Consider the following 24,231-nt stretch of genomic DNA (forward strand, 5'->3'; position numbering starts at 1 on the left):
GCGGCCGTCGATCGCGGTACACCTATCAGTTGGACGGCTGTCATCCCTCACTAGCGATGTTTCCGGTAACCTCCACCGAATCGATATTCAGCGGTGACATGAACCCGCTCACCTATCGAGACGTCGTCATCTACGACGAGGGCGGTCGACTCCTCTCGCCGAGTGCGGTCCATCACATCGACATCTACGACGATATTGACGAGAGCGGGGACCGGAACGCCGACGAGCGGAATGCTGACGACGACACTGGCGACGGCTATCGGACCGGCCGATTCAGCCCTCGCTGACGTTCGGTGAGTACCAGTAGTCGGTAATGCGGTTTCGATATTAGAGATTAGATTTAGAAATAAAACACCCGGTTCGGTAACTGCATCTGCGGACTGACCGCTGGGATTCTTACTACCTATGGATGATGTTCGTAGCGTCGTGCAAGCCCCGAGGCGCATATTCAGCAGCGAAGCGATTACAGTTCCGGGTTACTTGTCATGATCATCAGTGATCTGCTCGAGAAATTGACGCACCTCGTCGAATCTCAGTCCTCGCCGTACCTCGTCTTCGAACCTGTCGAACTCGACAAGTCTCATATCCGCTAATTCGGGGAGTAGAACGTGATGGAGTTCGTAACAGATCGTGAGGTACTCCTCGGCGTCAAGAGTTTCCTCCTTCCGAAGAATCGGATCTGCAGACATCGCACTCTCATCCAGTAGCGCACGTAATACTCGCCACTGTTGTGCTGAGAGCACACGTTCGATGCGATCATCGTTACAGCGTTTCTCTCTCACGGACCTGTTATCTGCGACGACCGGTAACCCTCGTCGTCGGTCACTCCGAATGCTCGTTCTTTTCGACTTCCGTGACGATCACGTCCCAGTCAGGATGTTCAACCCCATTCCGACATTCGAATCCACCTTCCACATCGATTTCATTCTCGTAGGCCCTGCGAAGGAGGGCTTTCAGCTCCGCGTTTAATCCCTCCTTCGACGTAAGCGAGGTCGCCTCAGAAGTCATCTTCCCGCGCCCCGTTCGTATTTCTCCGCTGTGAGTTCGTGTTCTGGTGTGATGGTAATCACACCGTAGCTGTGTGCGGTTATCGCGTGCCCCTCGTGCGTGAATGCAACGTGGGAATCTCCGTTCGTCCCGTTTCGAACGCGGACAAGCGCATCTAATTCGTCGGGGTCAATAGTAGAATAGAGCGGGTCGAGTTCAACAGGATCAGTCCCCAGTAGGTCCGCCAGCGTTGCGATAACAGCCATGCTCGCGGGTGTCTTCTCCTGATCAAATCTGGTGCGAACGGTCCCAGATTCCTGAGCGTACTCGACCGCTTCGACTCCAACCCCAGATACCTTCGTGTCCATCGCTACTGATTCTAGGCGTTTGAGTCGATTCAATAGGGTTACTGATTATACAGTGGGTTTAATAGGGGGCGACTATCCGAACGGTCACGACGAACTGCTGAGCGTCGCTCCAATGAGGCGTCGATGCCCGCGACGGAGGCGTGATGAAAGCGACTGTTGGGTGATGCCGATCTCGTCTGCGATCTCTTCAAGCGATGTTTCGCGCGGGGTGTCGAAATAGCCTCGTTCGTAGGCCAGTATCAGTGCCTCGCGTTGGGTCTCGGTCAACTCGTAGCCCTCTCCCTGGATCGGAAGCATGGCGTGGACGGCAGTGATCGCTATCGAGATATCGTTTTCTTGGGAGTACTCTCGAAACTCGGCGATCGCCTCCTGACTCTCGGCACGCACCTCGAACCGCCACTCGTCTTTCGTGCCGATTCCAGTGAGTACGACGACGTTGGCCTCGGCAAGCGCACTCAGGATGCCGAAGTACTCTTGCTCCCACTCGGCACGCATGAGATACTCATCTTCGACGCTATCGACCACTCGGATGTTACTCACACCAGCATGTTGTTCGAACGACGCTTCGATGTCCTCCGTTTCTGCACCACGCACCCAGAAGTACGGAATAATCAGCGTCTCGTGTGGAATCAGTCGCTCCAGTTCGACGGTCACACCCGGTAAATTCTCGAACACACTTCCCAACGGAAACTCCGCTACCGGACTCGTAAACTCCATCACAGTCGCCATGAGGAACCTTCGTCTAGCAGACAAATAACCAGTATGGGTGGTGTATCATGGCTTCGAGAAGAGACAACACACAGGTGTTGGCCTGTATAGTGTGCGCTGCGAGCGGGGGAGCCTGTTTGATATCCGGGCAGACATGGTGCACCATGCCTCCTCCTTTTGTACGACCGAACAATCTAGTCTCACAAGCGAGCATGAGTGTGATAACGGAGATTCGCATCCCGTCCGATGATTTTGAACTTGGACAAATTCTCAGTCTAGAGCAAGCGTCGGCAATCGAACTCGAAACGCTCGTCCCGAGTGGGGACGTTACCGTACCGCTCTTCTGGGTCTACGAACCGGTCAAAAACGGCTTCCTCGAGACCGTCGAACGCTATCCAACTGTCAACAGCGCCACGGAGGTGGACGTGTTCGACGACCGGACGCTGTTCAGGCTCGACTGGGATGCGAGCCAGGACCACCTTTTTCAGTGTATCTTGAGTCACGAGGGGCAAATATTGAGTGCTACTGGATCACCGGACGGGTGGAATTTCGAGATACGATTCTCAGACCGCGAGGCATTGAGTCATTGCCAGGACTGTTGTGAAGACGCGCACATCTCCCTGGATCTAACCCGTATATACAACCCAACGGACCCCGAGGCTGGTCCGTGGTACGGCCTGAGTGAGCCCCAACGAGAAGCACTTACGCTTGCCGTTCGAATGGGATACTACGACATTCCACGCGGCTGTACGACCGCAGAGTTAGCTGACGAGATCGGGATTTCCGATCAGGCAGTGACGGAGCGACTGCGTCGTGCCATCGGTACCTTCGGGAGGTACGCACTTCTCACTCCCGAGTCAACGGCGCACGTGGACTGACCGTTTCCATTATACATCATGGAACAGAAGTAGGCAGTTGGGCCTACGCTGTGTGGGTATGGATGAGAGTCGAGAGCTGGGGACACGTGGTCTCCAGTCAATTGATGAGAGTTTCGATCCTTCGGGGCGTGAAAGACCGATCTCCCCCGATACAATTCTGTCGGTAGTAGCGAACGAACACCGACGTGCCATTCTCAACGCGTTGGACAACGCATCCGAGAAGACACTGGCATACGATTCGCTCGTAGATCGCGTTGCAGACCGGGTTCAAGACGAAGACGCGGACCGGGTATCTGACGAACAACGACAACGCGTCCGAATCGCACTTCACCATACCCATCTCCCAAAGATGGAAGAGGCCCGGATCATCGACTACGAGGCTGAAACGGGGTACGTCCAGTTTGTTGGCGGTAAACTGGAACGGGATATCCTGACGTTTGTCGAATCGTACGACGTCCACGAGTGAGAGGTGTGATCGAGTAGCTCCAGTTTCAAACACATTTCACTCGCCCAACGTGGTGATGTTATTCACCAAGTGAAGAGGAGTGGCTCCATTCAGCACGTCGCTGCAATTCAAGATAGGTGGGAATGGGGGGAGGTCGTATTTCCTGACTTTGCAACAACGCGTGGTTTTTTCGAAAGTCTCCCGGACCAGACTATCGATTTCGGTATTTTTAATTATAATGATTGGAACTGACTCAATGGGTCACCAGAGCGTTCAAAGATCGATCAAAACGGCTTGAAACAATCGAAGCCAAACGCTGAACTCATGCTCTGCATGCAATTCCTATCAGGTACCAGTCAGATCGCAATCTATTGCGTTACATCCTTTACCTGTACATACCGTGAGTTTCACGGATAGCTTGGAATACCGAAGCCGTACTCCCATCGAACCGAGTTCCGGGGAACAGCGAACCGTCGCCGGACGCCCCCTCGAGCGCCCTATGTCCGTCGCTACACGCCCTGGCTCATCAGGTGACTTCGCAACACGTCCCCTTCCTTGTTCCCCGAGGCGGTGTTGACGATGACGACCGTTTCGTCGCCGTCGAACTCGCCGCGCTCGGCGAGTTCCCACACGCCGCTCGCGGCCGCCGCCGGACTCGGCGCCATCTCGAGTCCCTCGTGTTGGGCGACCTGTACCGCAGCCGCGAGGATGTCCCGGTCCTCGGTGGCGACCGCGCCGCCGTCGGTCTCGCGAAGCGCCTCGAGAACCCGCGAACTCGCCAGCGGATCCGCGATCTCGATCTCGCCGCAGATGGTGTCGGGCGTCTCGACCGGTTCGTGTGCGTCGCCGCCGGCATCGAACGCCTCGATGATGGGGGCACAGCCCTCCGCCTGTGCGGCGTACAGCCCAGGCAACTCGTCGACCAACCCGAGCTCTCGAAGCTCCGTCGCGGCCTTGTACGCGCCGACGAGACCGACGCCGACGCCGGTCGGATACGCGATGGCGTCCGGAACCGACCACTCGAGTTGTTCGATGATTTCGTAGAGCGTCGTCTTCGCGCCCTCGTGACGGTAGGGCGTGTGGAACGGGTGCACCGAGTGCCAGGACTCGTGTTCGGCGAGTCCCTCTTCGTACGCGCCGACGGCGTCGTCGTACCGGCCGCCGACGACGTTCATGTCGCCGCCGTGGACGTTGACCATCGCCTTCGTGGTGAAACTCGAGCGCGAGGGGACGTAGGCGTGCGACTCGAGACCGGCCCGTCCCGCGTACGCGGCGGCCGCCTGCCCGCCGTTGCCCGTCGTGGCGAGTGCGACGTCGGTTGCGCCGCGCTGGCTGGCCGCCGTCAGGGCGACGGACTGCCCGCGGTCCGTGGTCGATCCGGTCGGGTTTCGTCCGTCGTCCTTGATAAGCATGCGCTCGACGCCCAGTTCGGCGGCCAGATCGGGACAGTCGACCAGCGCCGTCGCCCCCTCGTTCGTCGTCACCGCCGACTCACGGGGGAACGGCAGCAGTTCCTCGTAGCGCCATTGCGAGTCGAACGGTCGCGACTCGAGCGTTTCGCGGTCGAGGTCGATCGCGTCGTAGTCGTACGTCGGATCGAGCGCGCCGCCGCAGTCGGGACACTGCTGGGATCCGTCTACGTCGAAGATCCCGCCGCAGTCGACACACTCGAGGCCGGCAAAGGCGTCCGTCGTTTTCATGGCTGAGTGTTCGCGGGCCCGAACTATAGTAGCCATTGAAAGTCATTGCACACCTGATCGCACGGTCCGCGGTTCTCGCTCACTCCGTTCGCTCACGGCTCGCAGGGCTCGCCGTCTGCTCACGGGCGCTGTGCGCCCGTTCGCATGGTCCGCGGGATCTCCGATCCCGCGCTATTCGCGTTCCCGCGGTTCTTACTCACTTCGTTCGCTCCGAACCGCGCTGCCGTCGTGCGATGGGTGTGTAACTCGTTTCAGTTGTTACGATAATGGCTGTCTATCGCCCGTTTCGACGGACGGGGGCGGGCGCTCGGCGGTCTCGCCGTGAGGCGAACGCGGACGACGCGAAAATCGGTGCCAGAGCGGTCGTTATCGCGGTTTTGCGAGAACTGAACGGGCGGTGGTCGTCACTCGAGGTCGTTGAAAGCAGAGAGCGAAGACGGCAGAATCGTCGGCAATCAGTTGTCGCCGGTCTTCGACTGCCACTCGTAGCTGCGGCGCTTGGCGGATTTGCCAAAGCCACACGACGAGCAGACTTTCTTCTTGGTGTGGTAAGACTTCTCTCCGCAACGGCGACACTTGGTGTGTGTCGTCGTGTTCTTCTTTCCTTGGCTTGGGGTTCCTGCGCCAGTCATGGAGTGATCGAAACGACGTTATCGCCGCGTATAATGGTTGTGTCTTCGACCGGCGTCTCTTCCTCGACGCTTCCTTCGACCGGAATCGTCGCGTCCTCAAGGACGAGGTTCATGTGCTGGTCGTAACCAGCGAGGTCGCCGACGTACTCGTCACCACTCTTGAGTCGTACCCTAACACGTTCGCCAAGTGACGCCTCGAGGACGTCAAGCGGTCGTCCACTCATACGAAAGAGCGCAGGTGACGGACACTTAATCGTACCGGTCCTGTGTCCGGTAGCGGGGAAAACGGACGTTTGTATCCGCTCCCTTTCGATGTGAACGGCTGATTTATCGCGAAACGGAGTAACGCGAACCGTGTCGATCACGGAGCGCAGTGGCGTTCGGTAGGTACGCAAGCGACAACTGAAAAACCCCACACAGATCACACAGCTGTCGTGCGGCCGGGTGTGCACGACGCTCAGTGGCTACTGTAAACCCAACGGCTAAGTGTTCGCTCGTTGAGCGTCCGATCATGGGAGAAAAGAAATTTACCCTCATCGAGTTGCATCTCGACGGCGACCCCCAGTTCGGACCGCGAACCATCGGCGAAGGGCTGCCGTTCGGCGAGACGGACGACACGGCCGACCGCGAGACCGAAACCGACGACGAGGCCGCCGCGGCCGACGACGAAGACGGCTCCGGCGGCAAGGCCATCGGTGCCCTGATCGCGCTCGTCGTCCTCGTCGGTATCGCCGCCGCCGCGAAAAAGTTCCGCGGCGACGACGAACCGGAACTCGAGGAAGAAGAACAGCCGGACGTTATCGTTAACTGATACCCGGCCGTGGATTGTTTTCGGAAGCGGGTTGGACGCGTTCGCTGACTCGCCCGCCAACTCATTTAGCGACTGACAACAACCCCGATTCGTGCGGCCGAACGCTTTTGCGCGTGCCTCCCGTACCCGTCTCTGTGAATCTCTATCGTAGCGCTCAGGCCGTTGCCGGGGCGTCCGGTGACGATATGATCGACTGGCAGTCGGCTGCCGACGCTGCGAAGGCAGCGACTGACCCGGGCTCGCTCGACCTCGCGCCCGGCGAGCGTGAGGCCTACGCGCGTGACGTTCGAGACGCTCGAGAGGCCATCCGAACGGTGTCCGGCGCGGAGTTCGACGTTCCCGACACCGTCGAGATCCAGAACCGTCACCACTGGATCGACGCCAACATCGCGACCTTCGAACGCGTCATGGGCACCCTCGAGGACCAGGTCCCCACCGGTGCCTTCCCCGCTGTTTCCCGGACGATCAACACGGGAACGATGACCGTGCTCCTCTCGTTTCTCGGCCGGAACGTCCTCGGTCAGTACGACCCGCTGTTGCTCGCCGAGACGCCCGAGGACGACCACGCGCTGTACTTCGTCCGGCCGAACATCCTGAACGCCGCCGAGAAACTCGACGTCGACGCCGATCGGTTCCGCCGCTGGATCGCCTTCCACGAGGTGACCCACGCCGCCGAGTTCGGAGCCGCGCCGTGGCTGTCGGACCACCTCGAGGCCCGGATGCAACAGGGTATCGCAGCGCTGTCGGACGGCTCGTTCGATCGGGACGCGTTCCGCGACCTCGACGCGGCGATGACCGTCGTCGAGGGCTACGCGGAGCTCCTGATGGACCACGCCTTCGACGACGAGTACGCGGACCTGCGCCGGAAACTCGACGCGCGACGGCAGGGTCGCGGCCCGCTTCAGAAGCTGTTCCGTCGGCTGCTCGGCCTCGGTCTCAAAGAGCGACAGTACGAGCGCGGAAAGAACTTCTTCGAAACGGTCGTCACCGCTCGAGACCTCGAGACGGCGAGTCTCGTCTGGGAGGGTCCCGAGAACCTCCCGACGCACGACGAACTCGACCAGCCGGGGCTGTGGATTCGACGCGTCGATCGGTGATCTATCCCCTGGCGATTCGCCCCTCGTCAGCGCTACTCGGCAATCCGGAGCACGTACCACAGCAACGCGACGCCGGCGACGAGGCCGCCGACTACTGCCAGCCCGATGACGATCGGCGAGGCCCCGCCCTGAAGCGCTATCATGCCGCCGGAGAACGCGACGAGAGCGACGAATCCTCCCTTTAGCTGGTCGGACGCGCTCGTCAACGCACTGTTCCGCGAGCGACCATCACGTTCGGAGTCCCGGTCGGGACCGCGACTCATAGCTCGCGGGCCGTGCTGACGTGCATCGTCGCGAACAGCCAGTCCTGCTCGTCGTCAGCGCGCTCCACCGCAGATCGAACCAGCGTCCCGCTCCATCGCGTCTCGAAGCGTCGGTCCTCGCCGGACTCGGTGTCGGTCCACGCCATCGTCACTTCGTCGGCGAACGTGGCGAACGCGTCCCGCTCGGCGACTTCGAGGCGATCGCTCTCGACGGTCCAATCGGCGGTCGTTTCGGTCTGTTTTCGCAGGGCCTCGCGCACCCTCTCGAAACCGAACAGTTCCTCGCTGATGCCGAACTTGACCGTCGATTCGTCTTCGAGGAAGTACGGCTCGAGGAGGTCGCCGTTCCGGAGGGCGTCGTAGTAGTCGCGGACGGTAGCCTGGGCGGTGGTGCTCATTTCTAGCCCGTTCGGAGCCCGGTTGCAAAGGCTCACCGGACGCAGACGCAGGTCGTCGAGAGCGCTCGTCGTTTCAGTGAGGATCGCGCGACCGTCGCCTCAGTCGAGGGGAAGGGCTGCCTCAATCGGTCGGCTGCTCGTCCGACCGCTCGAGCGACCAGCCCGACTGCGGAGTACGTTTCCGCGGGGGATCGACGTTCGTCCTGGTACCGGACGCCCTATTCACACCGCTCCCGGCCTCGGGGCCGCTCGAGAGCGACTCGACGCCCACCCGCGCCCGGCCGCTGGTTTCGTCGAAGACGTGGTGGGTGTGCGGATACGCGATCTCGACGTCTTCGTCCTCGAAGGCATCGAACGCTCGGCGGTGAACGGCAGAGCGGACCTTCAGCGGGAGGTACGGGGCTTCGATTCAGCACTTGAGGTCGATCAGGATCCCGTGATCGGCGAACTCTCGAACGAACGCCGTCGGGCCCGCGGGGAACTTCGAACGGCCGACGCGGATCGGGGGGCCGCCCGAAATGACGCCGTCGACCGGTCTGGCGGCGCGCTCGAGGAGTTCACACGCCCGTTCGAGGTCGCCCTCGTAGGTGACGCAGACCTCGATCGAGAGCCTGCTGCGTTCGTCCTGGGACGAGAGGTTGCGCACGTCGCGTTCGGAACGACGAGAAACGAGTTCTCGAGGGTGTAGATCCGCGTGTACCCCAGCGTGATGTCGTCGACGTGCCCCGTTCCTCGCGATCGACGAGTTCGATCATGTCGCCGACCTCGTAGGGGCGGTGAACGATGATGAACAGGCCGCTGATGTAGCTGCGCCCGATCGGAGCTAACACCGCACCGACCACGAGTGAGAGGACGGTAAACGAGAGCAGGACGTTCTCCGGCCGGAAGCCGAGCAGACCGGCGAACGGGACGAGCGCGTAGCAGACGATCGCGACTCGACCGGCCAGTAAAACCGCGTTCGCGGTCGTCGGCCGGAGGACGCGCTCCTCGAGTCGTGGGCGGAGCCGCTCGGTCAGCAGCTTCGACCCGTACCAGACCACGATCACCGCGAGGACGGCGAACACCCACGAGAGCTCGAGGCCGTCGACGACGTCCCCGAGTTGCGCTACCCTGTCAGCTCCGTCGGACGACGACAGTGAGGGCGACACTGGGTGGCTCTTCCGCCGGCGTCAGAAAAAGGCTCTTCGTGGCAACAGCCGGGTCGCCTCGAGCGGGGAGCAACGGCGATTTTCGGATCGTCACATGAAGCCGCGGTCGACCTCGTCGTCCTCGATCAGGTCCTCGAGTTCCGCGCTCAACAGTTCCTCGGCCTCCTCGAAGCGCTCGGCGAGATCCTCGAGTTCGTCTGGTCGGTCGTACTGATCGTACTCCATCGGGCCGAACGCGGGGCTCTCGACGGCGTCCATGATGTCGTCGAAGAGATCCTGCGGTCGAGTCGGCGCGTCCGCGTGCGTCTCGAGGACCGTCTCGAGGCGCTTCGAGACGGTTTCGGCCTGTGCTTCGTCCTCGGGCGGGGACTGGACGGCGAAGCGACCGCCCGAGTCCCCCGTCGGCATGAACGAGCCGATTTCGTCGTCGAGACTGCGGGCGACCCGGGTGCCGACGCCGCGAACCTCGAAGGGGTTCTTCGCGTACGTTTTCAGGAAGAAGACCCCGGCGCGAGGGTGCGCGAGGTACATGTCTTCGCCGACGCCGCCGGCGCGGTCACCGGCGACCGCGCGCCAGTTTTCGGGATCGACGTTCCGCTCGGTGACGTCCTCGAGTATGTCCTGCCAGTCGCGAATCCGCATACTCGTCCGTTACGACGCGGGCAGAATGAACGTATCGGTCGTGGCGAACAGTGAGAGACGCCGACTGGAAGCGATCGGTTCCGGATCCCCGGCCGCGGCGCGATCGAACCGAAAGGGATACGACGGCCCCGCCGACAGGGCGAGTAATCGACGTTTGACCATGTCCGGCCGTCACTCACTCTCGCTCGTCGAACTGTTTCGCGCGACACCAGCCAAAACCTCGCTTCTCGCGTTCGGCCCGCTCGTACTGGCGCTCGGACAGTTAGGGAACAGTTACGCCAACAACATCTCGCCCGCCGTCTCGATCGGGTTCGCGGTCGTGATGGTCGCGTTCGCCGTCATCGCGACGCGCCACCACGCGGCCGAGCATCGACTGCGACGACTCGAGGGCGAGATCGACGCCGATCGCGAGTCGCCGTTCGATGCGACCCGGTGATCAGGCCCGCGCGGAATCGGTCGCGACGCTCCGTGCGTCTCGAGCGTCGTAGGCGTTGTAACCGGCCAGCCCCGCGATGAGTAGGCCGGAGGCGAGCGTGCTCCAGAACGGGCTCTCCGTCAGCCCGATCCCGGCCGGCATCTCGAAGAGCGCCGGCGCGATGATCAACCAGACCCCGAGCAGTGCGACCAGCCCCGAAACCCCGACGCTGAGGGGGATGTCGTTGGCGAGTCGATAGGAGTTGTAGCTGCCGGCGACGAAGACGACGGCACCGACGAGGACGTTGTTCCAGAACGCGGCCTGCGAGACGTCGTAGACGATCACGACCGACAGGGCGACCCACGCGCCGATGATGGCGACGATCGCGCTGATGACCGAGAGCTTACGCCGGCGTTCCTCGTTTGCGATCTGCGTCGAGTCGTCGCGATTGTCGCGCCCGGGATCGTCCCGATCGCCGACGCCGGTTCCCGAGTCGACATCGTCGGACGGCGATCGTGCTCGCTCTTCCCGTCCGACTCCACCCTCGGTTCCGCTCGCCGTCTCCGGGTTGCGGTCGTCTCCGTTCGAATCACTCATGGCGAAGACGAGTTCATCGCAGTCGGCCAAAAACGGCCCCGACCGTTCCACGACACGGTGACGAAATCCGCGAGTAATCAGCGATTACGCTGACCCGTTTCGATCGGTGACACGGAAATGGCGCTCAGCGCCGATCCGCTTCCCTCGAGCGCGCCACCCCGAACGCGACCGATAGCGTTTTTGACCGCTCGCCCGTGACGAATACTCGTGTACGTACGCGGAAGCGTCGCGGGCGAGGTGGAACTGCGTTCGGTGTCGACCAGTTACGGCGAGAGCGACCTCGCCGAGGTGCCGTTGCGCCTCGCGGCCGACAGCGGGGACGATCGGTCGACACAACGGACGCTCGCCGGAGCCGGCGCGGAGCCGGAACTCGAGGACGACCGCGAGACCACGACGGTAACGCTCTGGAACAAGTGGGCCGAGTCGGCCGACTACCTCGAGCCGGGGATGGAACTGCTCGTCACCGACGCCAAAGAAGACGAGTATCAGGGGGAGACCCGGTACGCGACGACGGGCGACTCCTACGTCGTCGTCGAGCCGAGCTTTCTGGTCAACGTGACGTCGATCCGCAACTGGGTGCAGTGTCCCCGACTGTATTATCTGAACAAGCTCTCCGGCGTGCCGCTGAACTACCCCGTCGTGAAGGGGACGCTCGTCCACGAGGTCTTCGGGGATCTGCTGCGCGATCGAGACCTGGAGGAGTCGATCGACGCCCGCGTGGACGAACGCGGGCTCGAGCTCGGCCTGCTCGGCGAAACGGCCGAGTCCGTCGCCGAGGACGTTCGGGAGAACGCGACGGCCATCGAAGGCTGGCTCGAGCAGGGCCGACTCACCGAGGAGGACAGCTGGCGCTCGGAACAGCTACTCATCAGCGAGACGTTCGGGATCCGCGGGCGCGCCGACGCCATCCGACGCGGCGCGCCGGTCGAACTCAAGACGGGCAAGAACCTCAAGAAAGAGCCCCGGTTCAAGGACAAGGTCCAGGCCGCCTGTTACGCGCTCTTGCTCGAGGAACACGGCGGCGAGGTCGATACCGGAACGCTGCTCTACACGAAGAACTCGGTGCTCGATCGCAACGAGGAGACCGGCGATCTCACTCCCGCGAAGGACTTCTCGATGGGCGACGGGCTGTTGAAGTTCGTCGTCCGGGAGCGCAACGAACTCGCTGCGATGGAGATCGCGGGCGACGTTCCGACCGGATACGAGGGGTCAGCGAAGTGCGAGTACTGCTTCGAACAGGACACCTGCATGGTCGTCTCGGGCCGACTCGACCAGGAGTCCAAGGCCGGCCAGATCGGCACCCCCCTTCCCGAGGACGAACGCGACTACTTCGATCGGTTCTACCGGGCGATCGAGGAAGAGCGCCGGGAGGTCCACCGCGAGTACGCCAAGCTCTGGGAACAGAGCGCACAGGAGCGAGCCGACGACGACCGCGCGCTGATCGACCTCGAGTTCGTCGAAAAACGACCGCTCGAGGGGGGACGGTGGGAGCTTCGGGCGCGGCGGACGAGCGGGGCGAACTCGAAGCTCCGCGAGGGCGATCTGGTGCTCGCGAGCGACGGACACCCGATCCGGGGCGACTCCGAGCTCGCGAGGATCGAGCGATTAGACGACGAGGTCGTCCTGACGACCGACGAACCCGTCGAGGTCACTCGCCTCGACGTCTATCCGTCGGAGCTGACGACCGATCGGCTGCTCGTCGCGATGCACGACGCACTTCTGAAGGGCGACGAGCGTCGCAAGGACATCCTGTTCGGGCGGGCCGAGCCGGAGTTCGAGACGCTCGAGGAGACCTTCATCGACAACAACGCGGCCCAGAACGAGGCCGTGACGAACGCCGTCGGGGCGAACGACTGCGCGCTGATCCACGGCCCGCCGGGGACCGGGAAGACGTACACCATCGCCCGCGCGATCCGCGCGATGGTCGAACGCGGCGAGCGCGTTCTGCTCTCGGCCTTTACGAATCGCGCGGTGGACAACGCCCTCGAGGCGCTGCTCGAGCAGTTGGAAGACGTCGTCGAAGCCGAACGGGTCGTCCGCGTCGGCTCCGAGAGCGGCATCCGCGACGATATGGAGCCGTACCGTCTCGAGCGCGCTGGCGACCCCGAGGACCGCGTCGCCGAGTTGCAGAACGCGCAGGTGGTCGCGGCGACGACGGCGACCTGCGGCTCGCGGGTGATGAAAGAGCAGGCGTTCGACGTCGCGCTGGTCGACGAGGCCGCCCAGTTGACGGAACCGGGAACCTGCGCGGCGATCAACCTGGCCGAGCGGTTCGTCCTCGTCGGCGACCACGAGCAACTGCCGCCGGTCGTCCGCGCCGAGAACGACCTCACCGAGTCGCTGTTCGAACGCCTCGTCGACCTCCACCCCGACGCCGGCGTCATGCTCGACCGCCAGTACCGGATGAACCAGCGGATTCAGGTCTTCGCCTCGACCGAGTTCTACGACGGCGAGCTTCGACCCGCGACGCCCGAGGTTGCGGGTCGGACACTGGACGACCTCGAGGGGGTTTCCCGGAACGACCTTCCCGACGCCCTGCAGGACCCCGTCACGTTCGTCGATGTCGAGGGCGACGGCGGCCGGTACACCGACAGCGAGGAGGCCGCGCGGATCGCCGACCTCATCGAGACCTACGAAGCCGCGGGCCTCGGCCGAACCGATATCGGCGTCATCGCTCCCTTCCGCGCCCAGGTGTCCGAAATCTCGAGTCACGTTCCCGACGACGTCTCCGTGGACACCGTCGACCGCTTCCAGGGCTCGAGCCAGGAGGTCATCATCGTCTCCTTTACGGCGACGGGAACGCTCGAGGGGCCGATCTTCGAGGACTACCGGCGGATCAACGTCGCGCTGACGCGGCCGAAGCGCGCGCTCGTCCTCGTCGGCGACTCGGCCGCGTTAGCGTCCGATCCCGTCTACGAGCGGATGCTCGAGTGGGCGAGCGCGTAGGATCGCCGCCCGGCGGCCAGCGCTCACCCGATCTTCCAGGGCCGAGGTCGCGATCACTTTTCCCGCCCGCCGCCGAATCGACCGCATGGAGATTCCACTGGGCACCGGAGCGCTCGACCTCACGCGCCCGGACTGTGAGCTAACGGTCGCTACAGCGCCCGGCGGCGAACCAGTCGACGTCCGGGCGGCCGCCGAACGCGCGCTCGAGGAGCCGCTCGGCCCGTCCCTCGAGTCCCGCGTCGATCCCGACGGTGACGTTGCGATCGTCGTCACGGATATCACCCGCAAAGCGCCGGACGACGTGCTTCTGGACGTGTTACTCGAGCGCTTGGCAGAGTGTGGCGTCGCACGCGAGCAGGTGACCGTCGTCGTCGGCCTCGGTCTCCACCGACCGATGACCGACGCGGAACTCGAGGACATGCTCGGTCCCCACGCCGATCTGGCGGTCAACCACGATCCCGAGTCGGTCGTCGAAGTCGGGACGGTCGCCTCGGGTTCGAGCGGCGAAGCCGCGACCGGGGCCGAGATTCCCGTCGAAATCGGCGAACCCGTCGCGAACGCCGGGACGGTGCTCTCGACCGGCGTGGTCGAGCCCCACCAGTACGCTGGATTCAGCGGGGGCGCGAAGACCGTCGTCATCGGCGCGGGCAGCGAGTCCCTGATCCGCTACACGCACGGGCCGGAGATGCTCGCCCGCGAGGGCGTCCGACTCGGCCGCGTCGAGGGGAACCCCTTCCGGGAAACCGTCGACGAGGCCGGCGACCTCGCCGGCGTCGACTTCTCGGTGAACCTGACCCACGGCCCCGCGGGCGTCCTCGGCGTCCGCGCCGGGGAGGGGAGACGGGTCGTCCGGGAACTCGCTGCAGTCGCTCGAGGGGCCCTCTCGGTGCCGATCGATCGCGAGTTCGACGCCGTCGTCTGCGGCGTCGGCGCGCCGAAAGACGCGACTCTCTACCAGGCGACGCGCGCGGCGACGTACGTCGCGCTCGGCGACCGAAACCCGCTCCGGGACGGCGGTCGACTCGTCGTTCCCGCCGAGCTTTCGGAGGGTGCCGGCGACGGAACCGGCGAAGAGCGGTTCTACCGACGGTTACGTGAGGCGAGCGACGCCGAATCGTTGTACCGCGAGATGCGGTCGGGCTACGCGGCCGGTGCCCAGCGCGCGTTCGTCGTCGCTCGAGTGCTCCGGGATCACGACCTGTACGTGACGAACAGCGAGGTTCCCGACGTCGTCGAGACGTGTCTCATGCACGCCGCAGACGACGTTGCGGACGCGCTCGAGGCGGGGAGCGAGGTGCTCGTGGTGCCGGACGCGCTACACACGCTGCTCGTCGACGGCTGAACGGTATCGAGCGGCCGCGTTCGGGACGCAAAACTGCGGGCGAAACGGCCGGTCAGCGTGACGGAGTTAGCGCTCGTGCCGTGCCGCCGCCGGAAGCGTAAACGAAAACGTCGCTCCCTCGCCGGGTTCGGCGTCGACCCAGATCTCGCCGCCGTGGCGCTCGACGACCCGCCGACAGAGCGCGAGTCCGATACCGGTTCCGCGGTACTCCGTGCGGCTGTGAAGACGCTGAAACACCTCGAACACGCGCTCTTGATCCTCGGGATCGATGCCGATGCCCTCGTCGCGGACCGATACGCTCCATCGGTTCCCGCGACGCTCGGCTCCAACGTGAATACGGGGCGGATCGTCTCCACTGTACGTGATCGCGTTACTCAGGAGGTTCTGGAAGACCTGTCGCAACTGACCGGCATCGCCCTCGACGCGGGGGAGTTCGTCGGTCGTAACCTCCGCGTCGGTCTCCTCGACCTGAAGACGGAGGGTCTCGAGGACGTCCTCGAGCACGCGATCGAGATCGACCGGCTCGAACGGTTCGCCCTGCGTTTCCACGCGCGAGTACTCGAGAAGGCCCTCGATCATCTCGCGCATTCGATCCGCGCCGTCGATGGCGAACTCGAGGAACTCCTCGCCGTCCGAATCGAGTGCATCGGCGTACCGTCTCTCGATGAGTTGCAGGTAACTGGAGACCATCCGGAGGGGTTCCTGGAGGTCGTGGCTGGCGGCGTAGGCGAACTGCTCTAACCGTTCGTTCGACGCCTCCAGTTTGCGTTCGCGCTTTCGGCGGTTCGTAATATCGCGAGCGATGCCGATCATATACTCTCGATCCAATTCGACGTGGGCGACGTTGACCTCTACCGGAAAGGTCGTCCCGTCCTTCCGTTCGTGTTCTCCGGTGATGGTGACCGCGCCTTCGGTCTTGACGTCCTCGACGTGGGGTCCCCACGCTTCGAGGTCGTCGAACCGCCGCTCGATATCCGGAACCGATAACTCGAGCAGTTCCGCTCGATCGTAGCCGAGGCGACGGCAAGCCGTCTCGTTGACGTCGATGAACGCCCCCGACTGCGGATCGATGACCAACACGCTGTCGTGGGAGTAATTGACCAGGGTTCGAAACAGTTCGCGCTCTCGTTCGCGCTCCTTGCGCTCGGTGACGTCCCGGAAGTAGACCGACAGTCCCGTCTTCGAGGGATAGGCTCGCACCTCGAACCAGCTGTCGAGCGGGTCCGGATAGTACCCCTCGAACGAGACGGTTTCCTGTCTGTACATCGCCCGTTCGTACTGCGGTTTGAGCTGCTGGTGGGTCGCCTCGGGAAACACGTCCCACACGTTCTTTTTGACCAGCGTTCGGTTCTCGGGATTGATCAACTCGTGGGCGTGCTCGTTGAGGTACGTGAAGTTCCACGTCTCGTCGAGTGCGAAGAACGCGTCCGAGATGCGGCCGTAGCTCTCCTCGAGTTCGTGTTTGGTCCGTTCGTTCTCGATCGCCGTCGCGAGGATGTTCGCAACGCTCTGGACGAACGTCGCGTCGTGTTCCGTGAACGTCCGTTGCTCCGTGGCGTAGCTTCCCAGGACGCCCCACGGATCCGTAACCGAGCCGATGATCACGCTGATCCCGCTGACGACGCCGTGATCCGCGAGCAACGCCGGTTCGGAAAGTCGCTCTTCGGCCTCCAGATCGTCGACGATGATCGGCTGTTCGGTGAGCAGCGTATAACCTGCCTGAGAGTCGCGATTTGCGGGTACCGTCGCCGCCTCGATCTCCTCGTCGCGCCATCCGTCGCCCGCTCTGAGGAGGAGTTCGTCACCGCCGGGAAGCAACTCGAGAACCTCCGTGTACTCGTTGTCGAGCGTTTCGGTAACGGCAACCGAGGCGTCGGATAGTACTCGATCGAGCGCATCGGTTTCGAGCGCTCGCTGCCCGAGTTCAGCAACGACTTCCTGCTGGCGAACCCGCCGGTGGAGTTCCGCGTTGGCGTCGGAAGTCGAATCCATTCTATGGCTGCTAATAGAGATCGACGTGTAAAGCCTTCTGTGTGGCATCATCGATATGTTATAGATTTGACCCCGATCGATTGAATTCGAGGTGGCCACCCGTGCGGTTCGCTACGGACGGCTACGCAACCGCTCGAGGGAGACGTCCCGTGATCGGGTGGCACTGCGTGTAATCGCGCTGAACCGTCCGAACGCCACCGATGACAGCGAGACACGATCGAAACCGCGAACTCGTCGCTTCGCCGACCTCGGGCCGCGATCGTATCCGCGAAACCGTCGACCGACGCGGCGAGCTACGCCGACGAATAGTCCGCCTTCCCTTCGTCGTCGCTCGTTCGGATCCAGTACACTCGAGCGGCGGGCGGGTGCATGTCCCCCTCGTCCTCGAGGTTGCTCCGAAGTCCCCGAACCTCGCCCGAGTCTTATCGACTCGTGCGAGCGAATACGTCCACTGTCTCCGGTTACCGGCTCCGACGACCTCGTGGGTCGGTTCGCGTCAGTTCTCGGTATCTGCTCGCTCCCAGAGCGGATAGAGATCGTCCTCGACGGGATCGGTGATCGACCCTCCGCCGACGGCCAGTTCTGGCTCGCCCGCAGACACCGTGCCGATTTTGGCCCCCTCGAACCCCGCACACTCGAGCGCCGCGAGGCAGTCGGCGACCGCGTCGCCGGGGACGGTCGCGAGCAACGCCCCGGAGCCGAAGATCCGGAGCGGATCGACGCCGGCAGCCTCGCACAGCGCTCGCGTTTCCTCGCGCACCGGAACCGAGTCGCGGTCGACCTCGAGCCGAACGCCCGACGCGCGGGCGATCTCGAGCAGTCCGGCCAGAACGCCGCCCTCCGTCGGGTCGTGCATCGCGGTCGCGTGCTCCCTGATCGCGCGGGCGTCGGGGACGACGCTGATCTCCTCGACGAACGCCTCGGCGCGCTCGCAGACGGCGTCGTCGACCGCGAGTTCGTCGCCGAAGTCGGTCGCGAGGATGGCCGTCCCCTCGATACCCGCGGCCTTCGTCACGAGCACGCTGTCGCCGGGTTCCGCACCGCCCGTCGGGACGAACGACTCGGCCGTGCCCATCGCCGTCAGCGAGAGCAGCGGCCGCTCGAGCTGATCGACGTACTCCGAGTGGCCGCCGACGATCGACGCGCCGACGTCTCGAGCGGCCACGTCGAGGTCGCGCGTGATCTCCTCGAGGGGTGCGTCCTCGCCGGGGAGCATGATGACGACCGTCAGCCAGCGCGGGTCGGCTCCGGACGCGGCGATGTCGTTACAGGCGACGGGGACGCCGAGGGTGCCGACCTGCGAGGCCGCGAGCGAGATCGGATCGGAGCTGACGACGAGCGTTTCGTCGCTCCCGGGGAACGCGATCGCGGCAGCGTCCTCGCCGTTCGCCGGCCCCTGCAGCACTGTCTCGTCTTCAGCAGCCGTTCCCGTCCGGCCGAAGACGTGTGCGAGCAACTCGTCCGGACTCACCTTGCCGGGCATATCACGAACTGGGACGGTTTGGGGTTTGTAGCTGTCGGGGACGGCTCGAGGGACGTGTCGGAAACCCTACGGCCTCTCGACCGATCCGTTCCACGAGCGACTCTGTCGCTACAGACTACTGGAGTTCTGCGGTGCCACGGCGTCCATCGTCCGGCGAATTTCGCCCCCGTCGGCCCCGCGAGGGAAACTGACGGCGATGGCGTCGAGGCCGTCGACGGCTTCGTAGCGCTCGAGTTGCTCGCGTGCGGTTTCCGGATCGCCGACGGCACAGAGGTCGTCGAGGATGTTCTCGTCGACCAGCTCGAGGGCGCGTCCGCGGTCCCCCGCTTGCCAGGCGTCGTGGATCTCGACGGCCTCGTCGTAGCCCTGTCGCTCGAGCGCGTCGCGGTAGAACGTTCCCATCCCGCCGACGTAGAAGCCGACGTGCTGGCGCGTGAGTTCGCGGGCGCGCTCGGTATCGTCCAGCGCACAGCAGGTGACGCCGGCCGTGACTGCCACGTCGTCGGGGTCACGGTCACCCAGCTCGGCACCGCGTTCGATATCCTCGAGACGGTCTTCCATCCCTTCGGGAGTGAGCATGATGCCGTGCCAGCCGTCGGCGAAGCGACCGGCGAGTTCGACGGCCTTCGGTCCCATGCCGGTAACCTCGACGGGCGGCTGCGGGTCCGGGGCCGCACAGCGCAGGCGGAAGCCCGAGAGCTGGAAGTCCTCGCCGTCGTAGTCGACGGGGTCGCCCGACAGCACCTTGCGGACGATTTCGACGGTCTCGCGCGTCCGCCGGAGCGGGTTGCCATACGCCATCCCGTGCCAGTTCTCGATGACGACGGGGCCACTCGGCCCAAGTCCGAGACGGAATCGGCCGTCGGAGACCTCCTGCAGCGTCGCCGCCGTCTGGCCCAGCAGGGCCGGCGAGCGTGAGTAGGTGTTGAGGATGCTCGAGCCGATATCGATCGAGTCGGTGCGCTCGGCCATCGCCGTCAGGACGGTCACGCCGTCTCGACCCCACGTTTCGGGGAGCCACGCGCAGTCGTAGCCGCCGGCTTCCGCGCGTCGCGTGTAGTCGGCGATCGCGTCGATCGTCGGCTGTGCGGCGACCGGCAGGTGGACGTCTCGGTCTGTCATCGTTGTTTATAGTGGAAACGAACCCTTTTGGGTGTATGGAAACTGGGGGCACGGTTTCGTCCGTTGTCGGATCCGTGAACTCATTTTCCAGACTGTTTAAATGCCGGTCATGACGGATCACCAGTCGTCGGCCGATTGGATCGGCGAACAGCCCGGACTGACCGCTATCGCAGTGGTGAGCGGCCTCCTCGCGCTGGTCGTTCTCCTGCCGTACCTCCAGTACGTCCTGTTCGGCATCGTGCTCGCGTACGTGCTCTTTCCGGTCCAGCAACGCCTCGAGTGGTATCTCAGCCCGACGCCCGCGGCGTTCGCCGTCGTGGTGGCGACGCTCCTGATCGTCCTCATCCCGCTCGTCTACGTGATTACGGTGGCGGTTCGACAGGCTCTCGAGGTCGTTCCCGCGATCAGGCAGGGCCGGATCGACGTCGGAACGATCGAAAACGTCCTCGAGACCAACGGGCTCTCCGTCGATCTCGTCGCCCTGTACGAGGCTAACCAGGACCGAATCGCGACGGCGCTTCAGGAAGTCGCGATGGGGGTGCTCGATCTCGTCGGTAGCTTACCGAGAGCGTTCATGGGGCAGACCGTCACGCTGTTCGTCCTCTTCGCCCTGTTGCGAGACGGGGAACGCCTCGTCGCGTGGGTCCAGTGGGCGTTGCCCGTCGACGACCGCATTCTTGACGAACTCCGCACGGGAGTAGATGGGCTCATGTGGGCCTCGGTCGTCGGGAACGTCGCCGTCGCCACCGTGCAGGCGGTGTTGCTCGGGGTCGGACTGGCGGTCGCCGGCGTCCCCGCGATCGTCTTTCTCACCGTCGCCACGTTCGTGCTGACGCTGCTCCCGCTCGTCGGCGCGTTCGGCGTCTGGATCCCCGCCGCGGCCTACCTCGTCGCGGTCGGCCGGCCGGGTGCCGGCGCGGCCATGACCGTTTACGGGCTGTTCGTCACCTTCTCCGACTCGTACCTTCGGCCGGCGCTGATCGGCCAGACCGAGGCCTACAACTCCGCGACCGTCATCGTCGGCATCTTCGGCGGCCTCATCGTCTTCGGTGCCGTCGGACTGTTCATCGGCCCCGTCGTCCTCGGGGGCGCGAAACTCGTCGTCGACTGCTTCGCTCGAGAGCACGCCGGTGAGCGGGCGGAGTAGCTCGTTCAGTTCGTAGAGACGTCGCCGTCTTCGCTCGAGCGAGCACGTCGGCGCTGCCGTCCCGGTCTCCACCCGCACGAGAAGGGCGGGAGCGATCGCCGAGCCTCCGCGGCCGGCGCTCAGATGTCGCGCTCTTCGCTGATCTGTGGAACGCCCTGGACGGTGATGGTCTCGCCGACGACGTACGACGCGGCGGGGCTCGCGAGGAACTGCGTGACGTCGGCGATTTCCTCGACGGTACCGATGCGGCGAGCGACCGCCTCGCGGTCGATGTTCTCGACCGACACGCCCATCTGGCTCTCGACGCCCGGCGTCGCGACGAAGCCGGGGGCAATGCAGTTGACGCGGACGCCGTCGTCGGCCCACTCGTAGGAGAGCGTCGTGGTGAGGTTGATGACGGCCGCCTTGGCGGCGCCGTAGGGGCTCATCAGCGGCGAGCCGCGCTGGCCGGCGACGCTCGCGAAGTTGACGACGGTGCCGCCGTCCGCTTTGAGGTACTCCGCAGCGGCGTGCGTACAGTTGTACGTGCCGTGGAGATTGATGTCCACGATGGTCTTCCAGCCGTTCTCCGAGACGTCCTCGAAGTCGGCCATGAACGACGCGCCGGCGTTGTTGACCAGCACGTCCAGCCCGCCGAACTCCTCGACGGTCGCCTCGACGAGCGCCTCGACGGCCTCGCGGTCGGTCACGTCGCACTCGACCGCCAGCGCTCGACCGGGACCGTCGCTCGCGTTGATCTCCGCCGCGACGGGATCGACGTTCTCCTGTTCGCGCGAACAGACGACGACGTCGACGCCGTCGGCGGCGAACCGTTTTGCGATTCCGCGACCGATCCCGCTCGAGGAGCCGGTGACGATGGCGGTTTCGCCGTCGATGCTAAATCGTTCGGTACTCATCCGCGATCACCGACGCACTGCCGCGCTGTCTTTACCATTGTTAGTTACAAACAGATATAGAGAATGGTTGTTAATAAATATGGGTGTGTGAGTCGTCAACCGTATCGTTAAGTGATTGGCAGGTAGTGGCATAGATACCCGGATAGCGACGGATTCACCGTCCCGTTATCGGACCAGCCATGACAGACGACACTCCACAGGACGCCCCCCAGTACGGACCGAACCGACAAGAGGAGGTCTATCGCAGCGGCATGCTCGAGGGCGAGCCGCCCGAATACCCCGTCTCCTACGAGGCCCTCCTCGAGCGCGCTCGCAGAGAACTCAGCGACGAGGCGTTCGCCTACGTCGCGGGCGGCGCGGGCTCGGAGTCGACGGTCGAGGCGAACAGCCGGGCGTTCGACGACTGGCGGATCGTCCCCCGAATGATGCGGGACGTCTCGACCCGCGACCTCTCGATCGAACTCTTCGGGGAGGAGTACCCGGCACCCGTCATGCTCGCGCCGGTCGGCGTGCAGGGAATCCTCCACGGCGACGCCGAACTCGCCGTCGCCCGCGCGGCCAGCGAGTTCGACGTTCCGATGATCTGTAGCTCCGTCGCCTCGTACACGTTCGAAGAGATTGCCGACGAACTCGGCGAGAGTCCCGGCTGGTTCCAACTCTACTGGAGTTCCGACCGGAACGTCGCCGCCAGCTTCCTCGAGCGGGCCGAAGACGCGGGCTATGAGGCCGTCGTCGTCACGCTCGACACGCCGAAGATGGGCTGGCGCGAGCGCGACATCGAACTCGGCTACCTCCCCTTCCTGCAGGGACAGGGCCTGAAGAACTACTTCGAGGACCCCGCCTTCTGCGACCGACTCGAGGGCGACGATCCGTGGGCCGACCCCGAAGCGTCGATCGAATCCTGGAACGACTGCTTCGGCGACGCCTCGCTCACCTGGGACGACCTCGAGTGGCTCACCGAGCGGACCGACCTGCCGATCGTCGTCAAAGGAGTCCTCCATCCGGACGACGCTCGCACGGCGATCGATCACGGCGTCGACGGTCTGGTCGTCTCGAACCACGGCGGCCGACAGGTCGACGGCGCGATTCCGGCGCTCGAGGCCCTGCCGGACGTCGTCGAGGCCGTCGAGGACGCCACCGACGCGGACGACGAAGACGCCGAGGACGTTCCGGTGCTCTTCGACAGCGGGGTTCGCCGCGGAAGCGACGTCTTCCGCGCGGTCGCGCTGGGCGCCGACGCGGTTTTGCTGGGACGACCCTACGCGCTGGGACTCGGTATCGGCGGTGAAGACGGCGTTCGGGCCGTCCTCGGAAATCTGCTCGCCGACGTCGACCTGACGGTCGGCCTCTCGGGCTGTGCGAGTATCGACGAGGTCGACCGTTCGAAAGTCCGGAGGGCGGATCGGTGATCGGCGACGAGCCGAGCGTCGAAACCGTCGAGACGACGGAGTGGGAGGCCGTCTTCTGGGACATCGGCGGCGTCATCCTCGAACTCGAGTCAGTCCAGAGCGCTCACGCCGCGTTCGTCGAGGGGATCGTCGAGGAATGCGACCTCGAGATGACGGTCGAAGCGGCGGTCGATACGTGGCGGACGGCCGTCGGGGATCACTTCCGCGAGCGCGAGGGGACCGAGTTCCAGTCGGCCCGCGAGGCCTACGCGAAGGGCGTCGAGGCGCTCGTCGGCGAACCCCTGCCGCGAGAGCGGTGGGAACCGGCGTTCGAGGACGCCGTCCGATCGTCGATCGAACCCGTCCCGGGTGCCGTCGAAACGATCGCGGACCTCGCCGAGCGGGACCTCCACGTCGGCGTCATCAGCGACGTCGACGATGCGGCCGGCAAGGAAATGCTCGAGGCGTTCGGCGTCCGCGAGCACTTCGACTCGATCACCACCTCCGAGGCGGTCGGCCGGACGAAACCGGATCCCGCGATGTTCGAGACGGCACTCGAGAAGTCAGGCGTCGACCCCCAACGATCGCTCATGATCGGCGACCGCTACGACCACGACGTGAAGGGGGCCGACGAGATGGGCATGCGCGGCGTCGCCTTCGGTGCCGAGGACGGCCCGGCCGTCTCCTTCCGGATCGAGTCAGCCGAGGACGTGCTCGAGATCGTCGAAGACGCGGATCCTGGCGCGTAAGCCGTACTCCCTTGTCGACGTTTTGTGACGGGAGCGACGAGACGACCGGGGACGCCGAATGGTCCCGGAATCCCGCC

The 24,231-nt window shown here is 64.3% G+C and carries 27 protein-coding genes; 11 read left to right on the forward strand and 16 right to left on the reverse strand.

What is annotated here, in order from left to right; all coding sequences use genetic code 11:
• Window positions 1-56 precede the first annotated feature (56 nt).
• A complete protein-coding gene (locus DWB23_RS01390) occupies window positions 57-287 on the forward strand; it encodes a hypothetical protein (RefSeq protein WP_238717321.1) in 231 nt (76 codons plus the stop codon).
• Between the two features lie 189 nt (window positions 288-476).
• Here the strand turns inward: DWB23_RS01390 and DWB23_RS01395 are convergent, their stop codons facing one another.
• The 4 genes from DWB23_RS01395 to DWB23_RS01410 form a co-directional block, all read right to left on the reverse strand.
• On the reverse strand, window positions 477-689 hold the full coding sequence (locus DWB23_RS01395) for a hypothetical protein (RefSeq protein WP_121741886.1): 213 nt from the start codon (window positions 687-689) through the stop codon (window positions 477-479).
• Window positions 690-822: 133 nt separating this feature from the next.
• On the reverse strand, window positions 823-1,008 hold the full coding sequence (locus tag DWB23_RS01400) for a hypothetical protein (protein ID WP_121741022.1): 186 nt from the start codon (window positions 1,006-1,008) through the stop codon (window positions 823-825).
• Window positions 1,005-1,355 (reverse strand): HalOD1 output domain-containing protein, encoded by a 351-nt coding sequence (locus DWB23_RS01405; RefSeq protein ID WP_121741023.1) that lies wholly within the window; start codon window positions 1,353-1,355, stop codon window positions 1,005-1,007. The genes DWB23_RS01400 and DWB23_RS01405 overlap by 4 nt, the downstream gene beginning before the upstream one ends.
• Window positions 1,356-1,439: 84 nt before the next feature.
• Window positions 1,440-2,084, reverse strand: coding sequence for a helix-turn-helix domain-containing protein (locus DWB23_RS01410; protein ID WP_121741024.1), 645 nt, complete (start codon window positions 2,082-2,084; stop codon window positions 1,440-1,442).
• Between the two features lie 191 nt (window positions 2,085-2,275).
• Here DWB23_RS01410 and DWB23_RS01415 point away from each other — a divergent pair, with 191 nt between their 5' ends.
• Both DWB23_RS01415 and DWB23_RS23380 read left to right on the forward strand, forming a co-directional pair.
• Entirely contained in the window at window positions 2,276-2,941 is a 666-nt protein-coding gene (locus DWB23_RS01415) for a helix-turn-helix domain-containing protein (protein WP_121741025.1), read from the forward strand.
• Window positions 2,942-2,999: 58 nt separating this feature from the next.
• Entirely contained in the window at window positions 3,000-3,407 is a 408-nt protein-coding gene (locus tag DWB23_RS23380; RefSeq protein WP_238717322.1) for a DUF7344 domain-containing protein, read from the forward strand.
• A gap of 488 nt (window positions 3,408-3,895) precedes the next feature.
• On the opposite strand, the gene DWB23_RS01425 is transcribed toward DWB23_RS23380, so the two are convergent.
• The 3 genes from DWB23_RS01425 to DWB23_RS01435 form a co-directional block, all read right to left on the reverse strand.
• Window positions 3,896-5,086 (reverse strand): threonine synthase, encoded by a 1,191-nt coding sequence (locus tag DWB23_RS01425; protein WP_121741027.1) that lies wholly within the window; start codon window positions 5,084-5,086, stop codon window positions 3,896-3,898.
• Between the two features lie 455 nt (window positions 5,087-5,541).
• A complete protein-coding gene (locus DWB23_RS01430) occupies window positions 5,542-5,718 on the reverse strand; it encodes a 50S ribosomal protein L37e (RefSeq protein ID WP_121741028.1) in 177 nt (58 codons plus the stop codon).
• Window positions 5,715-5,942 (reverse strand): LSM domain-containing protein, encoded by a 228-nt coding sequence (locus DWB23_RS01435; RefSeq protein WP_121741029.1) that lies wholly within the window; start codon window positions 5,940-5,942, stop codon window positions 5,715-5,717. Before DWB23_RS01435 ends, DWB23_RS01430 begins: the two co-directional genes overlap by 4 nt.
• 287 nt (window positions 5,943-6,229) lie before the next feature.
• On the opposite strand from DWB23_RS01435, the gene DWB23_RS01440 reads away from it, so the two are divergent.
• The gene (locus DWB23_RS01440) at window positions 6,230-6,529 is read left to right on the forward strand and encodes a hypothetical protein (RefSeq protein WP_121741030.1); all 300 of its coding nucleotides are present in this window, start codon (window positions 6,230-6,232) and stop codon (window positions 6,527-6,529) included.
• A gap of 134 nt (window positions 6,530-6,663) precedes the next feature.
• Entirely contained in the window at window positions 6,664-7,626 is a 963-nt protein-coding gene (locus DWB23_RS01445) for a zinc-dependent metalloprotease (RefSeq protein WP_121741031.1), read from the forward strand.
• 32 nt (window positions 7,627-7,658) lie between these two features.
• On the opposite strand, the gene DWB23_RS01450 is transcribed toward DWB23_RS01445, so the two are convergent.
• The 4 genes from DWB23_RS01450 to DWB23_RS01465 all read right to left on the reverse strand — a co-directional run bounded on the left by DWB23_RS01450 (window position 7,659) and on the right by DWB23_RS01465 (window position 10,077).
• The gene (locus DWB23_RS01450) at window positions 7,659-7,889 is read right to left on the reverse strand and encodes a hypothetical protein (protein WP_121741032.1); all 231 of its coding nucleotides are present in this window, start codon (window positions 7,887-7,889) and stop codon (window positions 7,659-7,661) included.
• Entirely contained in the window at window positions 7,886-8,287 is a 402-nt protein-coding gene (locus DWB23_RS01455; protein WP_121741033.1) for a nuclear transport factor 2 family protein, read from the reverse strand. Before DWB23_RS01455 ends, DWB23_RS01450 begins: the two co-directional genes overlap by 4 nt.
• A gap of 557 nt (window positions 8,288-8,844) precedes the next feature.
• Complete coding sequence (locus DWB23_RS23385; RefSeq protein ID WP_238717323.1) at window positions 8,845-9,435, reverse strand: mechanosensitive ion channel family protein; 591 nt, start codon at window positions 9,433-9,435, stop codon at window positions 8,845-8,847.
• Between the two features lie 90 nt (window positions 9,436-9,525).
• Entirely contained in the window at window positions 9,526-10,077 is a 552-nt protein-coding gene (locus tag DWB23_RS01465; RefSeq protein ID WP_121741034.1) for a hypothetical protein, read from the reverse strand.
• A gap of 160 nt (window positions 10,078-10,237) precedes the next feature.
• Here DWB23_RS01465 and DWB23_RS01470 point away from each other — a divergent pair, with 160 nt between their 5' ends.
• Window positions 10,238-10,513: a hypothetical protein gene (locus DWB23_RS01470; protein WP_121741035.1), complete on the forward strand. Its 276-nt coding sequence runs from the start codon at window positions 10,238-10,240 to the stop codon at window positions 10,511-10,513.
• Here the strand turns inward: DWB23_RS01470 and DWB23_RS01475 are convergent, their stop codons facing one another.
• Window positions 10,514-11,089 (reverse strand): SPW repeat domain-containing protein, encoded by a 576-nt coding sequence (locus DWB23_RS01475; protein ID WP_121741887.1) that lies wholly within the window; start codon window positions 11,087-11,089, stop codon window positions 10,514-10,516.
• A gap of 207 nt (window positions 11,090-11,296) precedes the next feature.
• Between DWB23_RS01475 and DWB23_RS01480 the strand changes: the two genes are divergently transcribed.
• Together DWB23_RS01480 and DWB23_RS01485 are read left to right on the forward strand one after the other, a co-directional pair.
• A complete protein-coding gene (locus DWB23_RS01480; protein WP_121741036.1) occupies window positions 11,297-14,035 on the forward strand; it encodes an AAA domain-containing protein in 2,739 nt (912 codons plus the stop codon).
• A gap of 85 nt (window positions 14,036-14,120) precedes the next feature.
• Window positions 14,121-15,377, forward strand: a complete 1,257-nt coding sequence (locus DWB23_RS01485; RefSeq protein WP_121741037.1) for a lactate racemase domain-containing protein — start codon at window positions 14,121-14,123, stop codon at window positions 15,375-15,377.
• 66 nt (window positions 15,378-15,443) lie between these two features.
• Here DWB23_RS01485 and DWB23_RS01490 read toward each other — a convergent pair whose 3' ends face one another.
• The 3 genes from DWB23_RS01490 to DWB23_RS01505 form a co-directional block, all read right to left on the reverse strand.
• Entirely contained in the window at window positions 15,444-17,369 is a 1,926-nt protein-coding gene (locus tag DWB23_RS01490) for an ATP-binding protein (RefSeq protein ID WP_121741038.1), read from the reverse strand.
• 496 nt (window positions 17,370-17,865) lie between these two features.
• Complete coding sequence (locus DWB23_RS01500; RefSeq protein WP_121741040.1) at window positions 17,866-18,852, reverse strand: AIR synthase family protein; 987 nt, start codon at window positions 18,850-18,852, stop codon at window positions 17,866-17,868.
• 108 nt (window positions 18,853-18,960) lie between these two features.
• Window positions 18,961-19,974, reverse strand: coding sequence for a TIGR04024 family LLM class F420-dependent oxidoreductase (locus DWB23_RS01505; RefSeq protein WP_121741041.1), 1,014 nt, complete (start codon window positions 19,972-19,974; stop codon window positions 18,961-18,963).
• A 109-nt stretch (window positions 19,975-20,083) separates the two neighbouring features.
• Between DWB23_RS01505 and DWB23_RS01510 the strand changes: the two genes are divergently transcribed.
• Window positions 20,084-21,121, forward strand: coding sequence for an AI-2E family transporter (locus tag DWB23_RS01510; RefSeq protein WP_121741888.1), 1,038 nt, complete (start codon window positions 20,084-20,086; stop codon window positions 21,119-21,121).
• A 119-nt stretch (window positions 21,122-21,240) separates the two neighbouring features.
• Here DWB23_RS01510 and DWB23_RS01515 read toward each other — a convergent pair whose 3' ends face one another.
• Complete coding sequence (locus DWB23_RS01515) at window positions 21,241-22,017, reverse strand: SDR family NAD(P)-dependent oxidoreductase (RefSeq protein ID WP_121741042.1); 777 nt, start codon at window positions 22,015-22,017, stop codon at window positions 21,241-21,243.
• A gap of 179 nt (window positions 22,018-22,196) precedes the next feature.
• On the opposite strand from DWB23_RS01515, the gene DWB23_RS01520 reads away from it, so the two are divergent.
• Complete coding sequence (locus tag DWB23_RS01520) at window positions 22,197-23,426, forward strand: lactate 2-monooxygenase (protein WP_121741043.1); 1,230 nt, start codon at window positions 22,197-22,199, stop codon at window positions 23,424-23,426.
• Window positions 23,423-24,154 (forward strand): HAD family hydrolase, encoded by a 732-nt coding sequence (locus DWB23_RS01525; RefSeq protein ID WP_121741044.1) that lies wholly within the window; start codon window positions 23,423-23,425, stop codon window positions 24,152-24,154. The genes DWB23_RS01520 and DWB23_RS01525 overlap by 4 nt, the downstream gene beginning before the upstream one ends.
• Window positions 24,155-24,231: the final 77 nt, after the last annotated feature.

It is taken from the genome of Natronorubrum halophilum (genome assembly GCF_003670115.1).
GTDB lineage: Archaea > Halobacteriota > Halobacteria > Halobacteriales > Natrialbaceae > Natronorubrum > Natronorubrum halophilum.

Bases quoted from the DNA above. Each gene is read 5' to 3' on its own strand.
- DWB23_RS01455 (WP_121741033.1), bottom strand. From the start codon at position 8,287: ATGAGCACCACCGCCCAGGCTACCGTCCGCGACTACTACGACGCCCTC.
- DWB23_RS01485 (WP_121741037.1), top strand. From the start codon at position 14,121: ATGGAGATTCCACTGGGCACCGGAGCGCTCGACCTCACGCGCCCGGAC.
- DWB23_RS01505 (WP_121741041.1), bottom strand. From the start codon at position 19,974: ATGACAGACCGAGACGTCCACCTGCCGGTCGCCGCACAGCCGACGATC.
- DWB23_RS01520 (WP_121741043.1), top strand. From the start codon at position 22,197: ATGACAGACGACACTCCACAGGACGCCCCCCAGTACGGACCGAACCGA.
- DWB23_RS01415 (WP_121741025.1), top strand. From the start codon at position 2,276: ATGAGTGTGATAACGGAGATTCGCATCCCGTCCGATGATTTTGAACTT.
- DWB23_RS01490 (WP_121741038.1), bottom strand. From the start codon at position 17,369: ATGGATTCGACTTCCGACGCCAACGCGGAACTCCACCGGCGGGTTCGC.
- DWB23_RS01410 (WP_121741024.1), bottom strand. From the start codon at position 2,084: ATGGCGACTGTGATGGAGTTTACGAGTCCGGTAGCGGAGTTTCCGTTG.
- DWB23_RS01435 (WP_121741029.1), bottom strand. From the start codon at position 5,942: ATGAGTGGACGACCGCTTGACGTCCTCGAGGCGTCACTTGGCGAACGT.
- DWB23_RS01425 (WP_121741027.1), bottom strand. From the start codon at position 5,086: ATGAAAACGACGGACGCCTTTGCCGGCCTCGAGTGTGTCGACTGCGGC.
- DWB23_RS01430 (WP_121741028.1), bottom strand. From the start codon at position 5,718: ATGACTGGCGCAGGAACCCCAAGCCAAGGAAAGAAGAACACGACGACA.
- DWB23_RS01470 (WP_121741035.1), top strand. From the start codon at position 10,238: ATGTCCGGCCGTCACTCACTCTCGCTCGTCGAACTGTTTCGCGCGACA.
- DWB23_RS01400 (WP_121741022.1), bottom strand. From the start codon at position 1,008: ATGACTTCTGAGGCGACCTCGCTTACGTCGAAGGAGGGATTAAACGCG.
- DWB23_RS23380 (WP_238717322.1), top strand. From the start codon at position 3,000: ATGGATGAGAGTCGAGAGCTGGGGACACGTGGTCTCCAGTCAATTGAT.
- DWB23_RS01390 (WP_238717321.1), top strand. From the start codon at position 57: ATGTTTCCGGTAACCTCCACCGAATCGATATTCAGCGGTGACATGAAC.
- DWB23_RS01440 (WP_121741030.1), top strand. From the start codon at position 6,230: ATGGGAGAAAAGAAATTTACCCTCATCGAGTTGCATCTCGACGGCGAC.
- DWB23_RS01450 (WP_121741032.1), bottom strand. From the start codon at position 7,889: ATGAGTCGCGGTCCCGACCGGGACTCCGAACGTGATGGTCGCTCGCGG.
- DWB23_RS01475 (WP_121741887.1), bottom strand. From the start codon at position 11,089: ATGAGTGATTCGAACGGAGACGACCGCAACCCGGAGACGGCGAGCGGA.
- DWB23_RS01510 (WP_121741888.1), top strand. From the start codon at position 20,084: ATGACGGATCACCAGTCGTCGGCCGATTGGATCGGCGAACAGCCCGGA.
- DWB23_RS01405 (WP_121741023.1), bottom strand. From the start codon at position 1,355: ATGGACACGAAGGTATCTGGGGTTGGAGTCGAAGCGGTCGAGTACGCT.
- DWB23_RS01395 (WP_121741886.1), bottom strand. From the start codon at position 689: ATGTCTGCAGATCCGATTCTTCGGAAGGAGGAAACTCTTGACGCCGAG.
- DWB23_RS01515 (WP_121741042.1), bottom strand. From the start codon at position 22,017: ATGAGTACCGAACGATTTAGCATCGACGGCGAAACCGCCATCGTCACC.
- DWB23_RS01500 (WP_121741040.1), bottom strand. From the start codon at position 18,852: ATGCCCGGCAAGGTGAGTCCGGACGAGTTGCTCGCACACGTCTTCGGC.
- DWB23_RS01465 (WP_121741034.1), bottom strand. From the start codon at position 10,077: ATGCGGATTCGCGACTGGCAGGACATACTCGAGGACGTCACCGAGCGG.